14 protein-coding genes and 1 riboswitch are annotated in these 19131 nt (G+C 37.1%); of the genes, 4 read left to right on the top strand and 10 right to left on the bottom strand.

From position 1 onward, the window contains the following. Nucleotides 1–10: 10 nt before the first annotated feature. The 4 genes from Q4496_RS02300 to Q4496_RS02285 all read right to left on the bottom strand — a co-directional run bounded on the left by Q4496_RS02300 (nt 11) and on the right by Q4496_RS02285 (nt 6020). Entirely contained in the window at nt 11–1591 is a 1581-nt protein-coding gene (locus Q4496_RS02300) for a methyl-accepting chemotaxis protein (protein ID WP_215971781.1), read from the bottom strand. A gap of 192 nt (nt 1592–1783) precedes the next feature. Then, nucleotides 1784–3160: a M17 family metallopeptidase gene (locus Q4496_RS02295; RefSeq protein ID WP_303601140.1), complete on the bottom strand. Its 1377-nt coding sequence runs from the start codon at nt 3158–3160 to the stop codon at nt 1784–1786. A gap of 260 nt (nt 3161–3420) precedes the next feature. Then, nucleotides 3421–4122 carry an exonuclease domain-containing protein gene (locus Q4496_RS02290; RefSeq protein WP_303609867.1) on the bottom strand — a complete coding sequence of 234 codons (702 nt, stop codon included), beginning with the start codon at nt 4120–4122 and terminating at the stop codon, nt 3421–3423. Next, nucleotides 4122–6020, bottom strand: a complete 1899-nt coding sequence (locus Q4496_RS02285) for a putative nucleotidyltransferase substrate binding domain-containing protein (protein ID WP_303609866.1) — start codon at nt 6018–6020, stop codon at nt 4122–4124. Before Q4496_RS02285 ends, Q4496_RS02290 begins: the two co-directional genes overlap by 1 nt. A 451-nt stretch (nt 6021–6471) precedes the next feature. Here Q4496_RS02285 and Q4496_RS02280 point away from each other — a divergent pair, with 451 nt between their 5' ends. The 3 genes from Q4496_RS02280 (at nt 6472) to Q4496_RS02270 (ending at nt 9049) form a co-directional block, all read left to right on the top strand. Continuing rightward, nucleotides 6472–6720 (top strand): DUF4212 domain-containing protein, encoded by a 249-nt coding sequence (locus Q4496_RS02280; RefSeq protein WP_159822165.1) that lies wholly within the window; start codon nt 6472–6474, stop codon nt 6718–6720. Nucleotides 6721–6722: 2 nt separating this feature from the next. Further along, nucleotides 6723–8459, top strand: coding sequence for a sodium:solute symporter family protein (locus Q4496_RS02275; RefSeq protein WP_215971785.1), 1737 nt, complete (start codon nt 6723–6725; stop codon nt 8457–8459). 149 nt (nt 8460–8608) lie between these two features. Next, the gene (locus Q4496_RS02270) at nt 8609–9049 is read left to right on the top strand and encodes a hypothetical protein (protein WP_215971786.1); all 441 of its coding nucleotides are present in this window, start codon (nt 8609–8611) and stop codon (nt 9047–9049) included. A 285-nt stretch (nt 9050–9334) separates the two neighbouring features. Here the strand turns inward: Q4496_RS02270 and Q4496_RS02265 are convergent, their stop codons facing one another. The 5 genes from Q4496_RS02265 to Q4496_RS02245 all read right to left on the bottom strand — a co-directional run bounded on the left by Q4496_RS02265 (nt 9335) and on the right by Q4496_RS02245 (nt 14359). Continuing rightward, a complete protein-coding gene (locus tag Q4496_RS02265) occupies nt 9335–10279 on the bottom strand; it encodes a response regulator (RefSeq protein WP_303609865.1) in 945 nt (314 codons plus the stop codon). Nucleotides 10280–10383: 104 nt separating this feature from the next. Then, complete coding sequence (locus tag Q4496_RS02260) at nt 10384–11241, bottom strand: phosphotransferase (protein ID WP_303609864.1); 858 nt, start codon at nt 11239–11241, stop codon at nt 10384–10386. Between the two features lie 6 nt (nt 11242–11247). Continuing rightward, nucleotides 11248–11895 carry a nicotinamide riboside transporter PnuC gene (pnuC, locus tag Q4496_RS02255; RefSeq protein ID WP_303609863.1) on the bottom strand — a complete coding sequence of 216 codons (648 nt, stop codon included), beginning with the start codon at nt 11893–11895 and terminating at the stop codon, nt 11248–11250. Then, nucleotides 11895–12161 (bottom strand): hypothetical protein, encoded by a 267-nt coding sequence (locus Q4496_RS02250; protein ID WP_215971790.1) that lies wholly within the window; start codon nt 12159–12161, stop codon nt 11895–11897. The genes pnuC and Q4496_RS02250 overlap by 1 nt, the downstream gene beginning before the upstream one ends. 74 nt (nt 12162–12235) lie before the next feature. Next, nucleotides 12236–14359 (bottom strand): TonB-dependent receptor, encoded by a 2124-nt coding sequence (locus Q4496_RS02245; protein ID WP_303609862.1) that lies wholly within the window; start codon nt 14357–14359, stop codon nt 12236–12238. 72 nt (nt 14360–14431) lie between these two features. Further along, nucleotides 14432–14601: riboswitch (TPP riboswitch) on the bottom strand. 178 nt (nt 14602–14779) lie between these two features. Between Q4496_RS02245 and Q4496_RS02240 the strand changes: the two genes are divergently transcribed. Continuing rightward, nucleotides 14780–18244, top strand: a complete 3465-nt coding sequence (locus Q4496_RS02240) for a PAS-domain containing protein (RefSeq protein WP_215971792.1) — start codon at nt 14780–14782, stop codon at nt 18242–18244. A gap of 66 nt (nt 18245–18310) precedes the next feature. Here the strand turns inward: Q4496_RS02240 and Q4496_RS02235 are convergent, their stop codons facing one another. Then, the gene (locus tag Q4496_RS02235) at nt 18311–18970 is read right to left on the bottom strand and encodes a response regulator transcription factor (RefSeq protein WP_215971793.1); all 660 of its coding nucleotides are present in this window, start codon (nt 18968–18970) and stop codon (nt 18311–18313) included. Nucleotides 18971–19131: the final 161 nt, after the last annotated feature.

Below are 19131 nucleotides of genomic sequence, written 5' to 3'. Positions count from 1 at the left end.
ATACCATTTATTATTTTGCTTTAAAACCGATTCTGAAGCCGCCCCAATGTTTGCCATTTATAAAAATAGGCGCGGATACATCATGCATGATTTCACCAGTGTCACGTTTGTAAGTTTGTAATAAAAACTTGTCGGTGTGTTGGCCACAACGTATGCCTGTTGGGTCGGTAAATAATCGTTTGGTTCTATTATTAACCATGTCAGTTTCAGGATTACCGGTTAGCGGCTTAGAGAAACATTTGTTATGCGTTGGAAAATAGCCATTAATATCAACGGCACCGGCATAAATCATATCACTGAATTCTTGCAACAAGGGCTCTTGAATTTGAGGTAGGTATTGATCTGTAAAGCTATCAAAACTTGTTGTGAATTTTTCAGGAACACTATTACCTAGAGGTTTATAATTAAAGTCAAAAAGTTGTTGCTGTGATATTTTATTAGCGGCAATACTTTGTTCAAAAAGTTCGCCGACTTTTTGAGCTGCTAATTCAGCCTGCTTACACATGTTATGGATTGGCGTGTCGTTATCAAATTCTGACAGATATACGAAAATAGATTCCGTACTATTAGACAGTGTTTGGGCTTGTGTTGAAATATGCTGAGTCTCACGGCTTTTATCAACGAGAAAGTCATGTAAACTCACAACAGAGGTGGATATTTCGGCAGCGGCTAAATCTTGTTCTTGGAGTGCATGACTAATTTGGTTACTAGCTGCGGATGAATCAGCCATTAAGTTATCTATATCAGTAAATGATTGTGACAAATCTTGTAAGGTAGTAACTACACTGTCTGTTTGACTCACAATTGTAGTCATAACCGTGGTAGTTTCATTCGTTTCTTGACTAATTTGTTTGAGCATTTCGCCTATTTGCTGAGTAGCATCAGCCGTTTTAGCAGCTAAAGCTCTAACTTCATCGGCTACAACAGCAAACCCTCGACCTTGATCTCCTGCTCTAGCGGCTTCAATTGCTGCATTTAATGCTAATAAATTTGTTTGAGAAGATATACCATCAATTACATCAGTAATACTTTGTATTTCAAGTGCTTTTTGTTCAAGTGATTGAATTTTACTTGAGGCGCTATTGACTGATTCGCTAAGTAAATTAACAACAGAAATATTATCATGTAATTGTTGTGAACTTGATGAACTGGCATTCATGGCTTGGCTTGCTTGTTGTGAAGCGAGCTCAGCATTATCATGTATTTGCTTGCTATTCATTGACATTTCTTCAGCTGCGGTGGCTAGACGGTCAACATCGTCACTGGATTTTTCTATAGCTTCACTTAATTTCGTAAGAAAGAAGCTAATCTCGGCAGAGTTGATTGCCAATTCACTAACTTGGCTTCCCATTTTTTCGCCAATATTTGTGAAGTGATTTGAGGTGTGTTGTGATGTGTCTGTTGAGGTGTTATCTAAAGCAGGTTGGCTTTTTTTGGTGATAATGAATAGTGATATAAAGCTGATACTTGCAATGGCTATTGTCGATAATAATAAGGAGGAAAATATATAGGCACTCAAATAGTGAATAGTTCCGATAGATAGAGATAGCAAAATTGCTAATAGCATGTCAGATATCAATTTATTATTCATTATTATTATCCTTAAGTAACTAAGAAGACTCTATTTCTTTTAGCATAGCAGAATATAATAGAAGAATAACTTTCAGCAATAGGACTTTAGTTGGAATAAATTTAATCAAATTGAGCTAAAGTCATATTGCTGGATTGCTTAGTAAAAATAGTGTGAATAAGTGCTAGTGAACACACTATTTTTACTTGATAGTTAATTGTATTTTATTTGTAAATAGTCAAACACAGCTCGAATACCAAAGGCTTCACCTCCTAGAGGACGACCCGAGAGGGGACGAACATTAAAGGCCATAACGTCAAAATGTACCCAATTAGTTTCTTTACTGATAAATTTTTGTAAATATAACGCAGCCGTAATAGCGCCACCAAAAGGACCTGAAGAGCAGTTGGTCATGTCAGCTATGCTACTTTTAAATAAATCATTATAAGGTTGGTACAAAGGCATACGCCATACAGGATCGCTGATTTTGCTGCCAGCGTTGGTTATACCCTCTGCAATCTCGTCGTTTGTTGAGAAAAATCCTGGTAATTCAGTACCCAAAGCAACACGCATTGCACCAGTTAAGGTAGCAAAATCAATAATTAAGTCAGGCTTATCATTTTCTGCTTCAGCTAAAGCATCACAAAGTACTAATCGCCCTTCAGCATCAGTATTGTCTATTTCAACCGTTAATCCTTTGCGAGTGGTAATAACATCGCCAGGGCGCATGGCATTACTAGAAACTGCATTTTCGACAGCAGGAATAAGGACACGTAAATAAATAGGAAGATCATGAGACATAATTAAGCGTGCTAAGCCTAAAACATGTGCGGCACCGCCCATATCTTTTTTCATATTACGCATACCAGCAGATGGTTTTAAATCTAGGCCACCACTATCAAAACAGACACCTTTACCTACTAGTGTAATTTGTGGGTGCTGCTTATTACCCCATGTGAAGTCAATTAAACGTGGTTGATTGGCGCTTGCTCGACCTACGGCATGTATCGTGGGATAATTTTGAGTCAGTAAATCATCGCCAATAATTTGTGATAGCTTTCCACCAAAGCTATCAACTAATGACTGCGCAGTATCGCCAAGGTTTTCAGGCATCATATCGGCAGCAGGAGTATTTACTAAATCTCTTACTAAGGCTGTGGCTTCAGCGTATTTAATCGCATTACTTACTAATGTTGGTTCTTCGACAGTAAGGCTAGGCAGTTTTTTTTCTTTATGATCTGTTTTATATGAGGAAAATTGATAAGCGCCGATTAACCAAGCAAAGCATATGGCTTGTTGGTGCTCTGGTGTAGCTTCTAGCTTGTATTGGCCTGATGGCAGCTGAGTGATTAAGTTACCACAAGAAAAATAATGGCTGGCATCATCAACGACAAAAATAGCTTGGGATAATGAACCTTCAGTACCAACAGAGAAACTTGGCAATAACGCAAGGCCTTCACCTTGATAGCTGGTTTTTTCTAACCAGTTTTGAGCACTCTGGTTTTGTGATTTTAGCCATTGTGCATAAGTGGATTTTTCTAGAATAGTGAGTGGAGTGCCAGTATTTCCAACGTTAAGTAATGAGTTCATGTGGGTCCTTTAGTGATATCCATCGAAGAGCATTTAAAATTCAAATGGAATTTTGCTGCGTAAGATAAATTGGGTGTATAAGATCAACTCAGCGGTAAGCCTAAGTTATCATCATTAATTGATTGTAACTTATACCGACCATGCTGACTAAGTGATTTTTATCAATGGCTTAAATATCGCATAAAATCGTTAGCGTCAATCTAAATGTTGGTGAAATATCGGTCAATCTTTGAGTAGTTTACACCGCTTTTATTACAAAACTATAAGAGGATGTCTTTTAGCTGTACTGTTGCATTTTTACTGTTGTCATTAATCTGTGCAAGTAACAATTCAGCCGTAGCGATAGCATCATTAAGCGCATTGTGCCCGTGGTGATCAGGCAATTGATATTTTTGACGCAAGTTTGATAAGCGTAGCTCTGATGGGTCATACGATACATCACGTTTATCTAATTTACGTTTAGCTATCACTAAGGTATCTATGATGGGGAAGTCAGGTGCTAACCCATAAAGTTCAAGGCAGGCTTGTTGTAAAAATTGTCGCTCTATTCGAGCGAAATGTACTAACATTACTTTACCTGTTAATGCTGTTAATAGCTTTTTAACGACAAGCTCCAAAGGCTGACCTTGCTCTTTCTGGTCATCGGTAATTTGATGAATAATAACATTACTTTCTTTTAATCTTGTTGTTGTGTTTATGATTTGGTGATAACAGGAGTTCAGTTTTATTTGCTCTTGCTCCATTGCAACGAATCCAATACTAAGCAGTTTATCTTTTTTCGCGTCTAGCCCCGTAGTCTCGAAGTCTACAGCTAAAATCCCTAACTCATGGATAGGTGTCTCTAATGACGGAAAAGGGGTTGATAAAAAGTCTTTTAACGGCCCTTCAGGCGCTTTTGTTAATAACCGTTTCCGTTTTGCTTCATAGCCTGAAATATAGTTGATTAACGCACCTATTGGCATTAGAAGTTTGCCTGTCTTGAATCTTGTAGTGTTTTAATAACTTTAAAAGCGTCTTTTAGGTGCTCACGTTCTAATTTGGATAACTCTTTCGGTGAAAGGTAATTATCAGGTTCAATATCTTTTGTTAATTGATTTGCTTGATGTTTTACACGTAATATTCCTAAAAATTCGTATGCATCTATTAGGTTGTCTGCCGATGATCGAGTTATAGCTGCTGAGCCTGCAGCTTGTTTTATACGCTCAATGGTATTAACAGCACTAATACCCTGAGATAGAGCATAAATACGAGCAAGATCGACAATAGGAGCAATGCCATTATGTTTAAGATCTAACGTGGCTTTGTGCTTGCCATTTTGTTTTAGAACAAAATCTCTAAAAAAGCCAAGAGGAGGACGTAAAGCTAATGCATTTTTAGATAAATGGGCAATAAACAAACTGCTATTTTGTGTTTTTTTAAGCAAATTAGTGCGAACATTGTCAAGTAAGCTTGTATCACCGCAAATTGTTTCTAAGTCAAAAAAGACACTTGAATTCAATAAGGCTTCTGGACTGGGAGTGTCAATCCAACCATCAAAGTATTTTTGCCAATTTTTTACCGGTTGTCGCCATTTGTCATTGGTTGCCATAATATAACCCGGACAGTAAATAAAGCCACAGTCGGCTAAACCATCACAAACAAAATGAGCCAAACTTTCAAACCAAGCGTCATCGCTTGGCTTCATAGAGTCGCAAATAATGATGGCGTTGTCTTGATCTGAATGGGCGAGTTGTTCTTGTCGTGCTTGTGAGCCAGCAGCCAACCATGCATAGGGAACTGGTGGTGGTCCAAGCTTTGCTTCGGCCATTTCAATAAGGCGTTTGGTAAAGGACATAGTAATAGCGCTAATACTTTTGCCAACATGATCAGCACTGGCCCCTAATTTTGCTAAGCGTATTTGTAATTTAGGTAGTAAAGCACTCACTTCTATTAACTGTTCTAAACTTTTAGCTTTATGAATAATGCTAGAGAAATTAACCGTATTATGACCTTCATTATTCATTAAATCTGTCACCGTTACCATGCCCACGACTTCACCTTGGTTGGTAACTGGTAAGTGTTGTATATGTTTCGCTGTCATGGTCATTAATGCATCGTAAGCATTGTTTTTTATATCAATAGTACTCATTTCTCGAGTCATTATTTCAGCGATACTTGTTGTAATGGGTAAACCTTCTGCAACACAGCGCCGACGTATGTCTTTATCGGTCACTATCCCCACGCAGCTTTTGTTATCTAGTACCACTAAGCAAGTATAACCTTGCTCTGTCATTTGTATGGCGGCTTGTTGGATGCTTTGACTAGCGTCGATACCTGCAACAGGAGAGTGATAGAAGTTGCTTACAGGCATATTCATTAAGGTAGAGGAGATAATGGCTTCTTCATTGATTTTAGACATTTTCTTCTTTAATCGTTCAGCAGAATTGTGGTTAAAATAGTCACTAATACTTGGATATTTTTCACCTATGTCTCTCAATATTTGAGCATCTAAACTATAAACTAAGCTATCTTCATCGGTTTTTACACGCTGCTCTGTTAAGAGCGGAGTATTATTTTCGTTTCCACTAATTTCATCTGTGTTGCTTATCGGTTGCAATTTCTGTTTGCAAAATTCGGTGCATAAATCGCCTTCACCTAAGCGTGAAATTAATTCGTTACTACTGGAAAGGCAGCTTAAGGCACCTTTACGAACAATATACAGACGTGCTTCATTCACGCCTTTTGGAGGAAGGAACTCATCTTTTCGTACATAATTAATAGCTAGTTCTCTAATTAAACGCGCTAAAGCAGGTTGTGGCAAACTGTCAAACGGCGGAATACTTTGGATGAAGCTATAAATTTCAGAAAGTTCAGTGTCCATATTGATTACCTGTATACGCTCTTGTTGGATAGGATTAAGCATTGATATAGCCAAGCAAATTGTAAAAGCGTTTGTCTAATTCGCAAGGTAACCATGATAATTTAGAGTGGTGCTGGTAGCTAGTCAACCATTGAAGTGACAATGTAGACTAAAGTTGCACTTGTACTATTATTCGCTCTTGAAGCCCCTAAAATACTGACCAACGTATGTTGTTGATATACCAATTCATTAGCTAAATTATTGATTTAGACTAAAGTTTAATACCCGAAAAAATGAAAGCTTGCTAGATTTGATGATAGTTGAAGTTGAATATGGATTTTTGTCTTTATTAATAATAATGACTACTGACTAAAATCTATATCCATACTTTTACTGAAATTATTACAATAAAAGCCTTATAAAAATACACATTAACGTGAAATAAGGGCTACAACATCGCTAGGAGACTATTGTGGAGAATAAAGAAACTTATTGGTCGGAAAATCTTCGCCTAATCTTTATATGTCTTGCAATCTGGTTTGCAGTTTCATTTGGGTTAGGTTTATTACTGGTAGAGCCGCTTAATGAAATTCGTCTAGGTGGGTACAAACTTGGTTTTTGGTTTGCACAGCAAGGTTCTATTTACTCATTTCTTGCCTTAATTTTTTGGTATGGCGTGAAAATGAATAAGCTTGATAAAAAATATCAGGCGGAGGGTTAGGCATGGAAGAGTTAAAACTATATACATATATTGCTGTATTTGGCACATTTGCCTTATATTTCGGCATCGCTTGGTGGGCACGTGCAGGCTCAACGAGTGACTTCTACGTAGCAGGTGGCGGTATCAGCCCGATGCAAAATGGTATGGCAATTGGTGCCGATTGGATGAGTGCAGCGTCATTTATTTCAATGGCAGGTATGATTGCTTTCATGGGGTATGGTGGTTCAGTTTTCTTAATGGGTTGGACAGGTGGCTATGTACTACTAGCCATGTTACTTGCTCCTTACATGCGTAAGCATGGAAAATTCACAGTACCGGAATTCATCTTCGATCGATATTATTCTAAAACTGCACGTATTGTTGCGGTGGTTTGTTTAATTATTGCTTCGTTGACTTACATTATTGGTCAAATGAAGGGTGTTGGTGTAGCTTTCTCTCGCTTCTTAGAAGTAGATTACGGCTTAGGCTTAGGCATCGGTATGGCTGTTGTTTGGGTATATGCAGTACTTGGTGGTATGAAAGGTATTACTTATACACAAATTGCACAATATGTAGTAATGATTTTTGCTTATACGATTCCTGCTGTATTTATTTCATTACAACTAACAGGTAATCCTATTCCACAATTAGGTTTAGGTAGTACATTAGCTGATGGTAGCGGTGTTTACTTATTAGATAAGCTAGACATGGTGGTAACTGATTTAGGCTTTAAAGAATATACAACAAGTAGTTTAGGCGGTACATTAAATATGTTCGCTTACACTATGTCACTTATGATTGGTACTGCGGGTCTTCCTCATGTAATTATGCGCTTCTTTACTGTTCCTTCAGTTAAAGCGGCACGTTCTTCTGCAGGTTACGCACTAATATTTATTGGTTTACTTTATACTGTAGCTCCAGCAGTTGGCGCAATGGCTCGTTTGAACTTAATGAATACTATTGAACCTACAGCAGGTGAAAACCTTGTTTATGATGAACGCCCACAATGGTTTAAAGATTGGGAGCAAACAGGTTTATTGAAATTTGAAGATAAGAATGGCGATGGTAAAATTCAATATTCTGCCGATAAAGTAACAAATGAAATGGTTACTGTTGATAACGATATTATGGTACTAGCTAATCCAGCAATCGCTAATTTACCAAACTGGGTAATTGCTTTGGTAGCCGCAGGTGGTTTAGCTGCTGCACTGTCAACCGCAGCCGGTTTATTACTTGCGATATCATCCTCAATCTCTCATGATTTAATGAAGGGTGTTTTAACTCCTGATTTATCAGAGAAAAATGAGTTATTGGCCGGGCGTATTGTAATGACTATTGCGATACTGGTTTCAGGCTACCTTGGTTTACATCCACCTGGATTTGCCGCGGGTACTGTTGCCTTAGCCTTTGGTTTAGCAGCATCAAGTATTTTCCCAGCATTAATGATGGGTATATTCTCTAAGAAAATGAGTGGTACTGCAGCTGTTTCGGGTATGATTGCAGGTATTGGTGTAACTATGCTGTATGTATTCCAACATAAAGGTATTATGTTTATTCCAGGCACTTCATTCTTAGGTGATATGGGTCCTAATTGGTTCTTTGGTATCTCGCCTAATGCTTTTGGTGCGGTTGGTGCTTTAGTTAACTTTGCAGTGGCTTTTGTTTTACTTAAAGTGACTGGACCAGCGCCAGATCATATTCAAGATATGGTAGAAAACATGCGTATACCAGGCGATGTTAGTGCAGCACACGTTCACTAAAATTAATAACTCGAAATTTAATTATTGAATTTCGAGTTAAGTCTGAATAAATAAAAGGCTAGACGACAATTTTGTACAGAGTCGTCTAGCCTTTTCTGTTAAATTAACCTCCTTGTGAAATTAGAAGAATTAATTAAGAAGAAATAAATATGAATAGACACCTTAAAGTTGCTTTTATGGTCGCCCCTTTTCTTTCTATACTAGGTTATATTGGCGCTGACTATTACAATGAAAGTAAAGCAGCCGTTAATAAAATAATTCAGTTAGTACCGGAAGGTCATTGTGATGTTATTAATCACAGTTGCGTATTAAAGTCAGGCGAATTCAAGGTTAATATTTCGGATAAAGACGGAATAACTGAAGTTAATTCTACTTTCCCTCTAGATAGCGCAACACTTTTTTTAGTGGATGATGCCGAGCAAATCACCCCTTATCTTTTAGGCATGAAAGAGAGCCCTTATTATTGGAAAAATGAAACAGCGTTAAGAAGCTTCACTGCTAATAAAGGAGATAGTTATAAATTGCGTTTAATTGCTAAAATAAAAGGTGGGCAGTATATTGCAGAGTTTTACACGCAAACAGTAAAGTAGGCCATACCTGCTTATAACTATTTTAATCGTAACTTATTTTTGAGTTGGAATGCTTACATTTGCCATTGTTTTTATAAGTAGCTCAACAATGCGATTAAAGTCTCTTTCGTTATAATTCTATTGTATTAAAATTAATCCGAGTATCGCTGGTGTATTTAGCAAAGAGACACTCTACTATAGGTTATTAACCTGTAATATTAATTTAGGTGCCACACAGGCATAAATAATAAGCCAGTTTATGTAAATTAGTTAAACTGGCTGTTTATCTTTTCTTTTAAATAACTTTTAAATAACTTTTAAATATGACTTTATGATTTCAGCGCCATTGTCTGCTTGAATTGGCTTAAAAATAAAACCAGAAACACCATGTTGTTCACACTGCTTAACTAACGTTTGGTCAGTGACAGATGACAGCATGACTACTGGTACGTTATAGCCCTTTTCTCGAATGATTTTTAATGCTTCATCACCATTCATTTCGCCCATAACAACATCCATAAACATAAAGTCGGGCGATTCATTTTCTACCATGGTTAATGCACTAGTACCATCGTCAGCTTCAATGACATTCTCATATCCTAGGCTATTTAGAAAACGTTTTAATGCTTTTCGAATCATAGCACTATCGTCAACTAGTAATATTTTATTGTTTGTTGGTAATGGGGTAGTGTGCGGGTTAGCAATACCTGTACTTTCTTCACGTTTGGTTGTGTTAGTTTGGAAACTTACATCGCGAATGAGCAGGTTGAAATAATATCGGCCAACACCTTCAACAGTTATAGGTACAGTGACAATTTCTTTAACGCCGTCTAAATACTTCTCCATTTCATCAAAGTTATGCAGAAAGTAAGGGCTTGAAAAATTAAACTCTAAATTATGACGACTGAGTAAATCAGTAGAGCGACCAACAATAGTGTTACCCCATTCAGCTAGAGCATTGCTAAGTTCTTCATTTATTTCGCTATAATCATATTTTTCATTAAACATAGTTTCGCATACTGAGTTGCCTATTGCGATGGCAGTCTCTGGGTAATGATGCATCATAATCACGCCATTAATACAGCCACTCACCTCAGAGCAAACGGCATAGCCTTTGAACCTAAAGTCTTCTACCTTATCCATGAAAGCATCTGCAGAAGAGCCTGACAGATGAGCCATTGCCTTTAAGCTTGCAATAGATTCATTGATAAAAGGATGTAAAGCCACCTTGTAAATAGTTTCTACGGACATAAATGAGATCCAATTGTTTGTGTGAAATAGATATAGGGTTACAGTTAAACTACTCGAACTATTGTAGCTTTGCAATGTGTTCATCACATGAGCTTGATGAAGGATTAAATGTTAAAGAAGAGGTTTTGCTGAAAAGGAAGGTGTTGCCATTGTTGTTTGGCTAGGTGAACAAACTGTTGAAGATTAGACTTATTGTATGCTTGCGCATACCAAAGACCATTAATAAAGTAACAAAATTGCAGATAGTCTTTTACTCGTGTTTGATTAATATCACCATGAATATGCTTTTGGTATAGTTTAATAACTAGGGATAATTTATCTTCATTGAGGTTATTTACTGCAACTAGCATGGCTAGATCATATTCAGCTGGCGCTAAGCACACACATTCATAATCAACTAAATATGCGGTTTGATCTAATGACAGAACTATATTACTAAAATTAATATCGCCATGGCAACAAACGAGGTTTGTGTGACCCTTACTAGTTGTATCGGCTGTGGCGTTAAGTGAGGTAATTATGTCTTTACTGCAGCGCAGAAGGGCGTTCTGTTGTTGAGTTGAAAATTGTTGCGCTAAAAATGCTTGTTCATTCATGAAAGAACCAATAACATTTTCTGGTACTTGCTTGTTTACATTAACTTTTAATTGATGGCATTGTGCCATTAATTTAGTCGCAAGCATTATTTTTTTATCAAGGGTTTCTTGCGCTAAAGATAAGTTATCTCCAGCGATAAACTCTGTAATGAGCCAATGATTATCGTGATAAATTACGCTTGGGCTGATATTTTTTGACGCAGCATATATATTGACAAGTGGTTCGTCAGTAGTAGTGACCTGTTTAGCAAAAAAACATTTATTATCCGCAAATACTTGGTAGCATTGGCTACTTAACCCTGCTGTGATTGGCACAATAGCATCGACAGTCTTAAAACAGGCTAATGTACTTAGTGGTGGCAGCATAATAATTTAACTATTTACTCTGTGTTTTATTGCTATGCGATTGCCCAAATATAGACTGCGCCATTTGAAATAACCCCAGGTGGCAATAAATGTATAAAGGATAAATAAAACAGCGGTTGGCGTTAAATCTTTTTCAATATACAAATAAATTGATGCAGCATCTATTGCTATCCAGTAAAGCCAATTCTCGAGTACTTTTTGAGCGACCAAATAGGTAGCAAATACAGCAAATACTGTCGTAAAGGTATCAAGATAGGGGAAATCTGCAGGGGTATAGTTCGCCATGATATACCCTAATGCTAAGGCAATAAAGGTTAATACTAAGCAAGCTTTCACGTGAAAACTAAATTGCCAAGAAACAATGTCTAAAGGGGGCGAACTCTGTTCATTTTTTGTTGGTGTACGTTGTTGCCAAGCCCAATACCCATAAACAGCCATCACTAAATAATAAATACTTAAAGCGCTATCCATCAATAGTAATACGTCATAGAACACATAAGTATAGATTGCGGTGCTGATTAACGCAGCAGGCCAACACCATATTGAACCTGCTGCAGCTAATAAAACATAAGCAAGTGCTAGTAGCATTGCTACTAGCTCAAGCCAAGGTAAACTTTCAGCATAAGTAATAAAACTGATGAGTAAGTCAGACATTAACTTTCAGCTTCCGGCTGTGCATGATGACCACTGATAAATTTACACACAAAAACAGCTGCGCCAGTAGTGCTATGAACTCGTTTGATTTCAGCCATTACTTTATTCATTGCTAAATCATAGTCACCAAATACTTGAGTACTCATGCCATTAGTAACAACCTCTAAACCCTCTGTATCACGAAGACGTCTAATAAAAGCCCAAATTTCGCTTTTATATTGGTCTTCGGCCAATGGATATAAACTTAATTCGATAGAGATATTCATAAAAATCCTATAATTATAAATGGTCGTTCATATGTAATCTGAACGCGGTGTATTTACCCTGTTATCGTTAGTTATTAGAATTGGTAATCGAACGTTATACCAAAAACTAAAGGTTCAGATAGTTGTGTATATGCTTTATCTTTATATCCATCTCGTGGATCATTACCAAAATAGAAACCACGATTAGTATAGTTTTCATCAGCTAAATTACGTGCCCAAATTTTAACTTGGTAGTCATCCTGTAAATAAGTGATAGAAGCATTGATTAACTCAACAGATTTAGATCTTTCATTATGGCTATCAGAGTAATAAAACCCATCTTTACCATCAAGAGAAATATTAACTAACCAGTATTCACTAGGATAAAGGTTCACACCAAGGTTAAATTGATAATTTGGCGCATGTGCTTGTTGACGACCATCTAAAGATACACCGTCGGCATTGATGAAATCATTAAATTCGGTATCAAGTAAACCTAGCGCACCATAAAGCTCAAACTGTTCGTTAATTTGCCAGTTTGCTTCAATTTCAACACCTATATTTGATCCTGTAGCGGCATTGCCAAGATATGAAATAAACTCAGAGCTGGCATCTTCACGAACTATGGTTTGTGAACTTTTAACTTGAACATCGGTTCTGTCCATATAAAAAACAGCAGTACGAATAAACGCTGAATTATCGAGTAAGGAAAGCTTGTAACCTAATTCATAATTGATTAAATATTCCGGCTCAAAGGTTCGTAAGTCATCAGGCAAGCTACCATCGGTATTTGCACCACCTGCTTTATACCCTCTGTTGATTGAACCATACCAAAAAGCATCATCATTTTGTTGGTAACTAAGGACTACCTTACCTCCAACTATGGTATCGTCAGGACTGTCATTAAAACCATCTGAGTTAAAGTAATCAGCAGTACGCTGTTCAATTCTAATACCTGACGTTAGTTGCCATTGTTCGTTTAATTGAGTATCAAGTTGACCATAAATAGCAATAGATTGGCTGTCAAATGTTGATGTGTAGTCATTTGATAAGTATGTATATTGACGCTTTAAATCTGCATCATCTTGCTTGAAATAGAGACCAGTAACCCAAGATGTTGTACCATTGAATAATGCACTTTCTTTATTTGATAATGCTCGTAATTCAATCGTTTGGGTCGACTTATCACGAAAGTAATAATCGGTAAAAGAATATTCATAATAAGCATAATCTTGATTTTCAATATTTTCAGGTGCGGAAATACCAACATAAGCCCAGTCTTCATCAAAGCCATAGGTTAAATCAGAGTCTGCATGGCTTAATAAGGTAACCAAGGTAAAATTGTCAAAACCTTCATAGGTAAATTTTGCGGCTAAAGCGCTTGTTTCTTGCTGATCAACACCAGGTTGATCAGATAATGTTTGACGATTATTATCTAATGAAAAAGCATCAAAGCCATTGTCAAAGTCAAAATGAAAGGCCGATAAGTCAATGGTTAAGTCATCACTTGCTTGTATTGATAATTTGCCTCTCAGGCTTAATTCATCTCTGTTATTGGTGTCACTTTTGTTTAAATAAGTATTGTCAATAAAGCCATCACTTTGGTATTTATTTACCGATAAACGATAATTAACTGCATCTGAAGCTGGACCCGAAAGCGCCACGCCTAAACCATAGCTATGATAATTGCCAGCATCTAGTTTTATGTTACCTTCAAATTCATCTGTCGGTGCCTTGGTGGTAATATTAAACATGCCCGCGAGCGCATTTGCACCAAAGCGAGTGCCTTGAGGGCCGCGAAATACTTCGACCTGTTGAACATCAAAAAGGGTTGCAATACTACCAATACCAGTAAAGTCTATGCCGTCAATAATCATGCCCACAGATGGGTTAATAGGTTCATTGTATTGGCTACGTTCACCAATGCCACGAATTTGATAATAACGTGCACGTTGAGAGCCACTAGCGAAATTAACGTTGGGAATAATAGCGGCTAATTCTTCAAGATTTTGAGCATTACGTTGCTGTATTTCTAGATCAGTTAACACTGATAATGCGCTAGGAGTATTTAATAAGTTTTGCTGCCTGAAATCACTAGTAACGGTAATCGTTTCTAAGGCTGTTTTTTCTTCTTGAGCATGAACGTGCAAACTCATTAAGGGAGTTGAAAGTACTAAAGAAGCAATTGCTAAAGTAAGCGTGGATTTGGTAAAATTCATAAAGATCTCATAAGTATTAAATCAAGTTATACTATGGGATCCGGCACTGGGAGGTTGTCTAAGGTAGACTGTGATGCGATCACTAACCATTCCTACGCCGGTTATATTAATCGCTAAAGTTATTTTAGTGACTAATTCCCGTCCAGGTTCAAAGGGTTTGTTGAAATCATCAACATCTCAGCAGCTATTTATTTTATTACTATCGAAAGTAAGGAAATAAAACCGCACTCCTTGGTTCGAGGCGCAGTCTAGCAAGATTTTAATAATAATGCTTAGCTATTTAGTAAAAGAGTGCGATAACTTTTTAATTATTTAGCTAAAGGTCGTATTTATTCAGCTGTTACTTTGTCGGTATATTGATAAAGTATCGTATTCAAATCGGATAGAACTATTTCTATCCATTAATATCAGAGAAGCGTAATGTTCCCCAATTGGCAATTAGTTAGTATTAGTTTAATTTACATTTGCTTACTCTTCATCATTGCTTTTTTAGGTGATAAGTACCGTAACCAACTGGCCAAAAAAGGGCAAAGTGCTATTTATGCGCTGACACTCGGTGTTTATTGTACGTCATGGAGCTTTTTAGGTACGGCAGGGCAAGCATCAACAAATTTTTTATCACATATACCGATTTACCTTGGCCCTACCTTGCTTTTTGTTTTTGCTTGGCCGTTTATTCAACGTATTATTCGTATTAGTTTAAAGCTAAACCTCACCTCTATTGCAGATTTGCTCGCTTCTCGATTCGGTAAATCACACAACCTCGCTATTATTGTCACGATTGTTTCCTTCGTTGGAACCATGCCATATATTGCGCTTCAGTTAAAAGCTATGGTGTATACCTTCCAGCAATTACAGGTCGATCAAAGTTTAAGTAGTTGGCATATTGGTTTGGTGATCAGTATTGTCTTGTCTATATTTACTATTTTATTTGGCATCCGAAATATTGATGTAACTGAGCGGCATCCTGGAGTGATGTTGGCGATTGCTTTTGAGTCATTGGTGAAAATTATTGCCTTTTTAGCCGTAAGTTTATTTGTATGCTTTTCATTATTTGATTCGCCACTTGATATTTGGCAGCAGTCTAATGCAACAGTGAAAATGGAGCAGCAAATAAATGTAGGTAATATTAGCTCAATGTTGGCAATGTTGGTGATTGTGATGGCGGCATTTCTTTCGTTACCAAGGCAGTTTCAAGTAATGGTAGTAGAGCTAAGATCTAACAAAGATACTTGGCTAGGCCGACGTGTATTTCCACTATACTTATTAATTTTTGCTTTTTTTGCTGCCCCTCTAGGGCTTGCTGGACAGTTACTATTAGGCGATACAGTTTCTTCTGATATGTATGTATTGTTTTTACCTAGTATTGGTGATCAAACTTGGCTAACACTTTTTACTTTTCTGGGTGCAGTTTCAGCAGCTAGTTCTATGGTGATTATTTCAGCGATTGCTTTGAGTACCATGCTCAGTAATGAAATTATTTTTCCTTTACTTTATCGCAGACAAAAAGTTGCTCAAACTAATTACGATAATTTTAGAAGACGGTTATTAAATATACGTAAATTGCTGATATTATTTGTAATAATGTCTGGATATGGGGTGTTTAGTCTGGCATCGACTGACACATTATCTTCATCAGGTGAAGTGGCTTTTGGGGCGTTCGCACAATTAACACCAGCTCTAGTTGTTGCTTTTTATTGGCGAAGAGCGAGTTTAGTTGGGGTATATGCAGGGATTTTAGTTGGCTTTATATTGTGGTTAACTTTAAACTTTTTGCCTCAGTTTGGTTTATATTCAACTCCTTTTGCTGAAGGACTTTTATCTTCTAAATCAACGGCGACACTTTTTAGTTTATCGGCAAATATTATTGTGATGTGGGCATTGTCACAAATCAGCCGTCAAAGTGTTCAAGAACGCGTTCAGGCCTCATTATTTCTAGAATGGCAATCACCTACATTATTGAAAGTAGAAAAGAAGCGACAATTAGATGTGAGCGAATTAGAATTACTTGCCTCGCGTTTCGTGGGTGAAAGTAAAGCGAAATCAAGTTTTAGTTTGTTCCAATCGTCACACAATAAAAAACAATTAGGTAATGCTAAATATAATCAATTATTACTACAGCAAACTGAAAATACATTAGCGTTGGTGATGGGAGCATCTTCCGCACGCTTAGTATTATCTTCAGCACTTGATGGTCGGGATATTGCTTTAGATGAAATAGCGGTATTGGTAGAAGATGCTTCGAGTCAAAAACAAGAGTTTTCTCAGAATTTACTGCAAAGCGCGATAGAAAATGCCAGTGAAGGTATTTCTATTGTTGATGAAGAGCTAAAACTTGTGGCATGGAACAAAAAGTATTTAGATTTATTCGATTACCCTCCTGAACTTGTCAAAATAGGTAGTCCTATTGAAGCGTTAATTCGTCATAATGTTAAACGTGGTTTGTGTGGCGCGGGAGATATTGATAATCAGGTTTTTAGACGATTAGAGTATTTACGAAAAGGTAGTCCACATAGCTCAGAAAGACAGCACGCTAATGGTCAAACTATTCTTATTGAAGGTAATCCATTACCAGGTGGTGGTTTTGTTATGCTATTTTCTGATATCACAGCGTATCGTCAAGCTGAACAAGTATTAAAAGAAGCTAACTTAGATCTTGAAACACGAGTTTATGAGCGTACATTAACCCTAGCAAAAACCAATGAAGCACTTGCTAAAGCCCATGAAAAAGCTGAACAGGCACATATTAAAAAGAGCCAATATTTAAAAGCATGCAGTCATGATCTTATGCAACCCCTAGAGGCAGCTCGCTTATTTACTTCGGCCTTAACGGAGCAAAAAGACTTAACCTTTGAGCAACAAAGACAAGTGGACAATATTGATAAGTCGCTTAGGGCTGCAAACGATTTATTAGCTGATTTAGCCGAAATTGCTCGTTTAGAAAGTGGCAATATTAAGCCGCATATTGAGGTATTTTCTTTAAATGAATTGTTTGATGACTTAGAGCAAGAATTTGCTGCGTTAGCTATTGAACAAAATGTTGAATTTAGATTGGTGGCAACTAAAACTTGGGTCAAGTCTGATAAGCACTTACTTCGACGTATTATTCAAAACCTTGTCGGTAATGCCTTTAGATATGCGAGCCCAGGTAAGGTGTTGTTAGGGGCGAGAATATCAAATAATGATGTGGTTATTCAAGTGCTTGATAATGGACCTGGTATTCCATTGGAAAAACAAGTCTTAGTATTTGAGCAATTTACTCAATTAGATACACCAACAAGCCAGTCATCTCGAGGCTTGGGGTTAGGATTAAATATTACGCAATCTTTGGTGCAACTACTAGGTCATTCTCTAAGTTTGCAATCAAGGGAGATGCAAGGCTGTAAATTTTCTATTTCGGTTGAAAGATCGAGCCAAGTAATAGCGCAACCGCAGTTAGCTACCCCAATAAAGAATATGGGTTTAAAAGGTATTACCGTATTATGTATAGATAATGATCCCGACGTGTTAAGCGGTATGGTTGAGTTATTGTCTGCGTGGCAATGTAATATACTTGCTGCTGATTCTCGAGAAACAGCATTAATAGAGTTTGCTAATCATCAAAGTGATATTGATATTTTGTTGGTTGATTATCAACTAGGTTACCATGAAGGTTTACCTGTAGGAGAGCAAGCGGATGGCCTAACATTAATTGCTGATATGCGACGTGATTGTAATCACTATATACCAGCAATATTAATTACAGCCACAACAGAGATTGGTATTGAAAATAAAGCAAAAAATGCTGATGTAGGCTTTATGCGAAAACTAGTAAAACCGGCTGCGCTGAGAGCGTTAATGAGTGCCAAACTGGCGCAGAAGTTACAAGTAGATTACGGCGATTAACTTGTTGCTGAAACAACTAATGTTTACTTATTTTGCACGGCTGGTTAATGGTCAATCGGGTATTCGTTATGATTGATCAAAACCTGTTTCAGCTAAATTTAGTTGAGAGATAGCGATAACTGCTTGTGTTCTATTACGCACATCGAGCTTACGAAATATGGCTGTAGCATGCGCTTTGATCGTTGCTTCAGAAACATTAAGATCATAGGCAATTTGTTTATTTAGTAAACCTTGAGCAAACATCATTAAAATACGGTATTGTTGCTGAGTTAAGCTGGCAACGCGTTCCGCTATATCTGTTGTGTCGGTGTTTGCTGAAGTCGCTTGAAATGAAGCAGGTAACCAAATATCACCAGATAAAACGGTCATAATCGCGGTAAAAATATCATCAACGGGTGTTGATTTTGGAATAAAGCCCGCTGCGCCATAACCCATTGCTTTACCAATAGTATTTTGATCTTCATGAGCGGAAACGACAACAACAGGAATTTGCGGAAAATGATTTCTAACGTGAATTAAGGTACTAAAACCGTGAGCACCAGGAATATTTAAATCTAATAGCAACAAGTCACTTTCGTTATTATTTTGTAACTGTTGTTCAAGCTCTGCTATGGTTTCCGCTTCAAGCCAAATTGTTTGACTTAACTTATTCCGTAAGGTTCCCAATAAAGCCTGTCTAAATAAAGGGTGATCATCAGCAATTATTATTTTTTGTGGCTGAATCATAGAAAAGTCCTATTTTAATTGTTCTCCTATTCTAACGGAAAATTGGCTAATGACCAATGTTACTTTTAAGTTAATATGGATAGGGAGAAATCCCACCTATATTAATACCAATCTCACCAACCATGTGATCATTTCTACTTGCTAAAATCACCAACTGAAAC

The sequence above is a fragment of the Colwellia sp. 5_MG-2023 genome, from assembly GCF_030547795.1.
Lineage (GTDB): Bacteria > Pseudomonadota > Gammaproteobacteria > Enterobacterales > Alteromonadaceae > Colwellia.
Note: the sequence above shows the minus strand (reverse complement) of the source record. Positions and strands in the feature narration are given on the sequence as shown.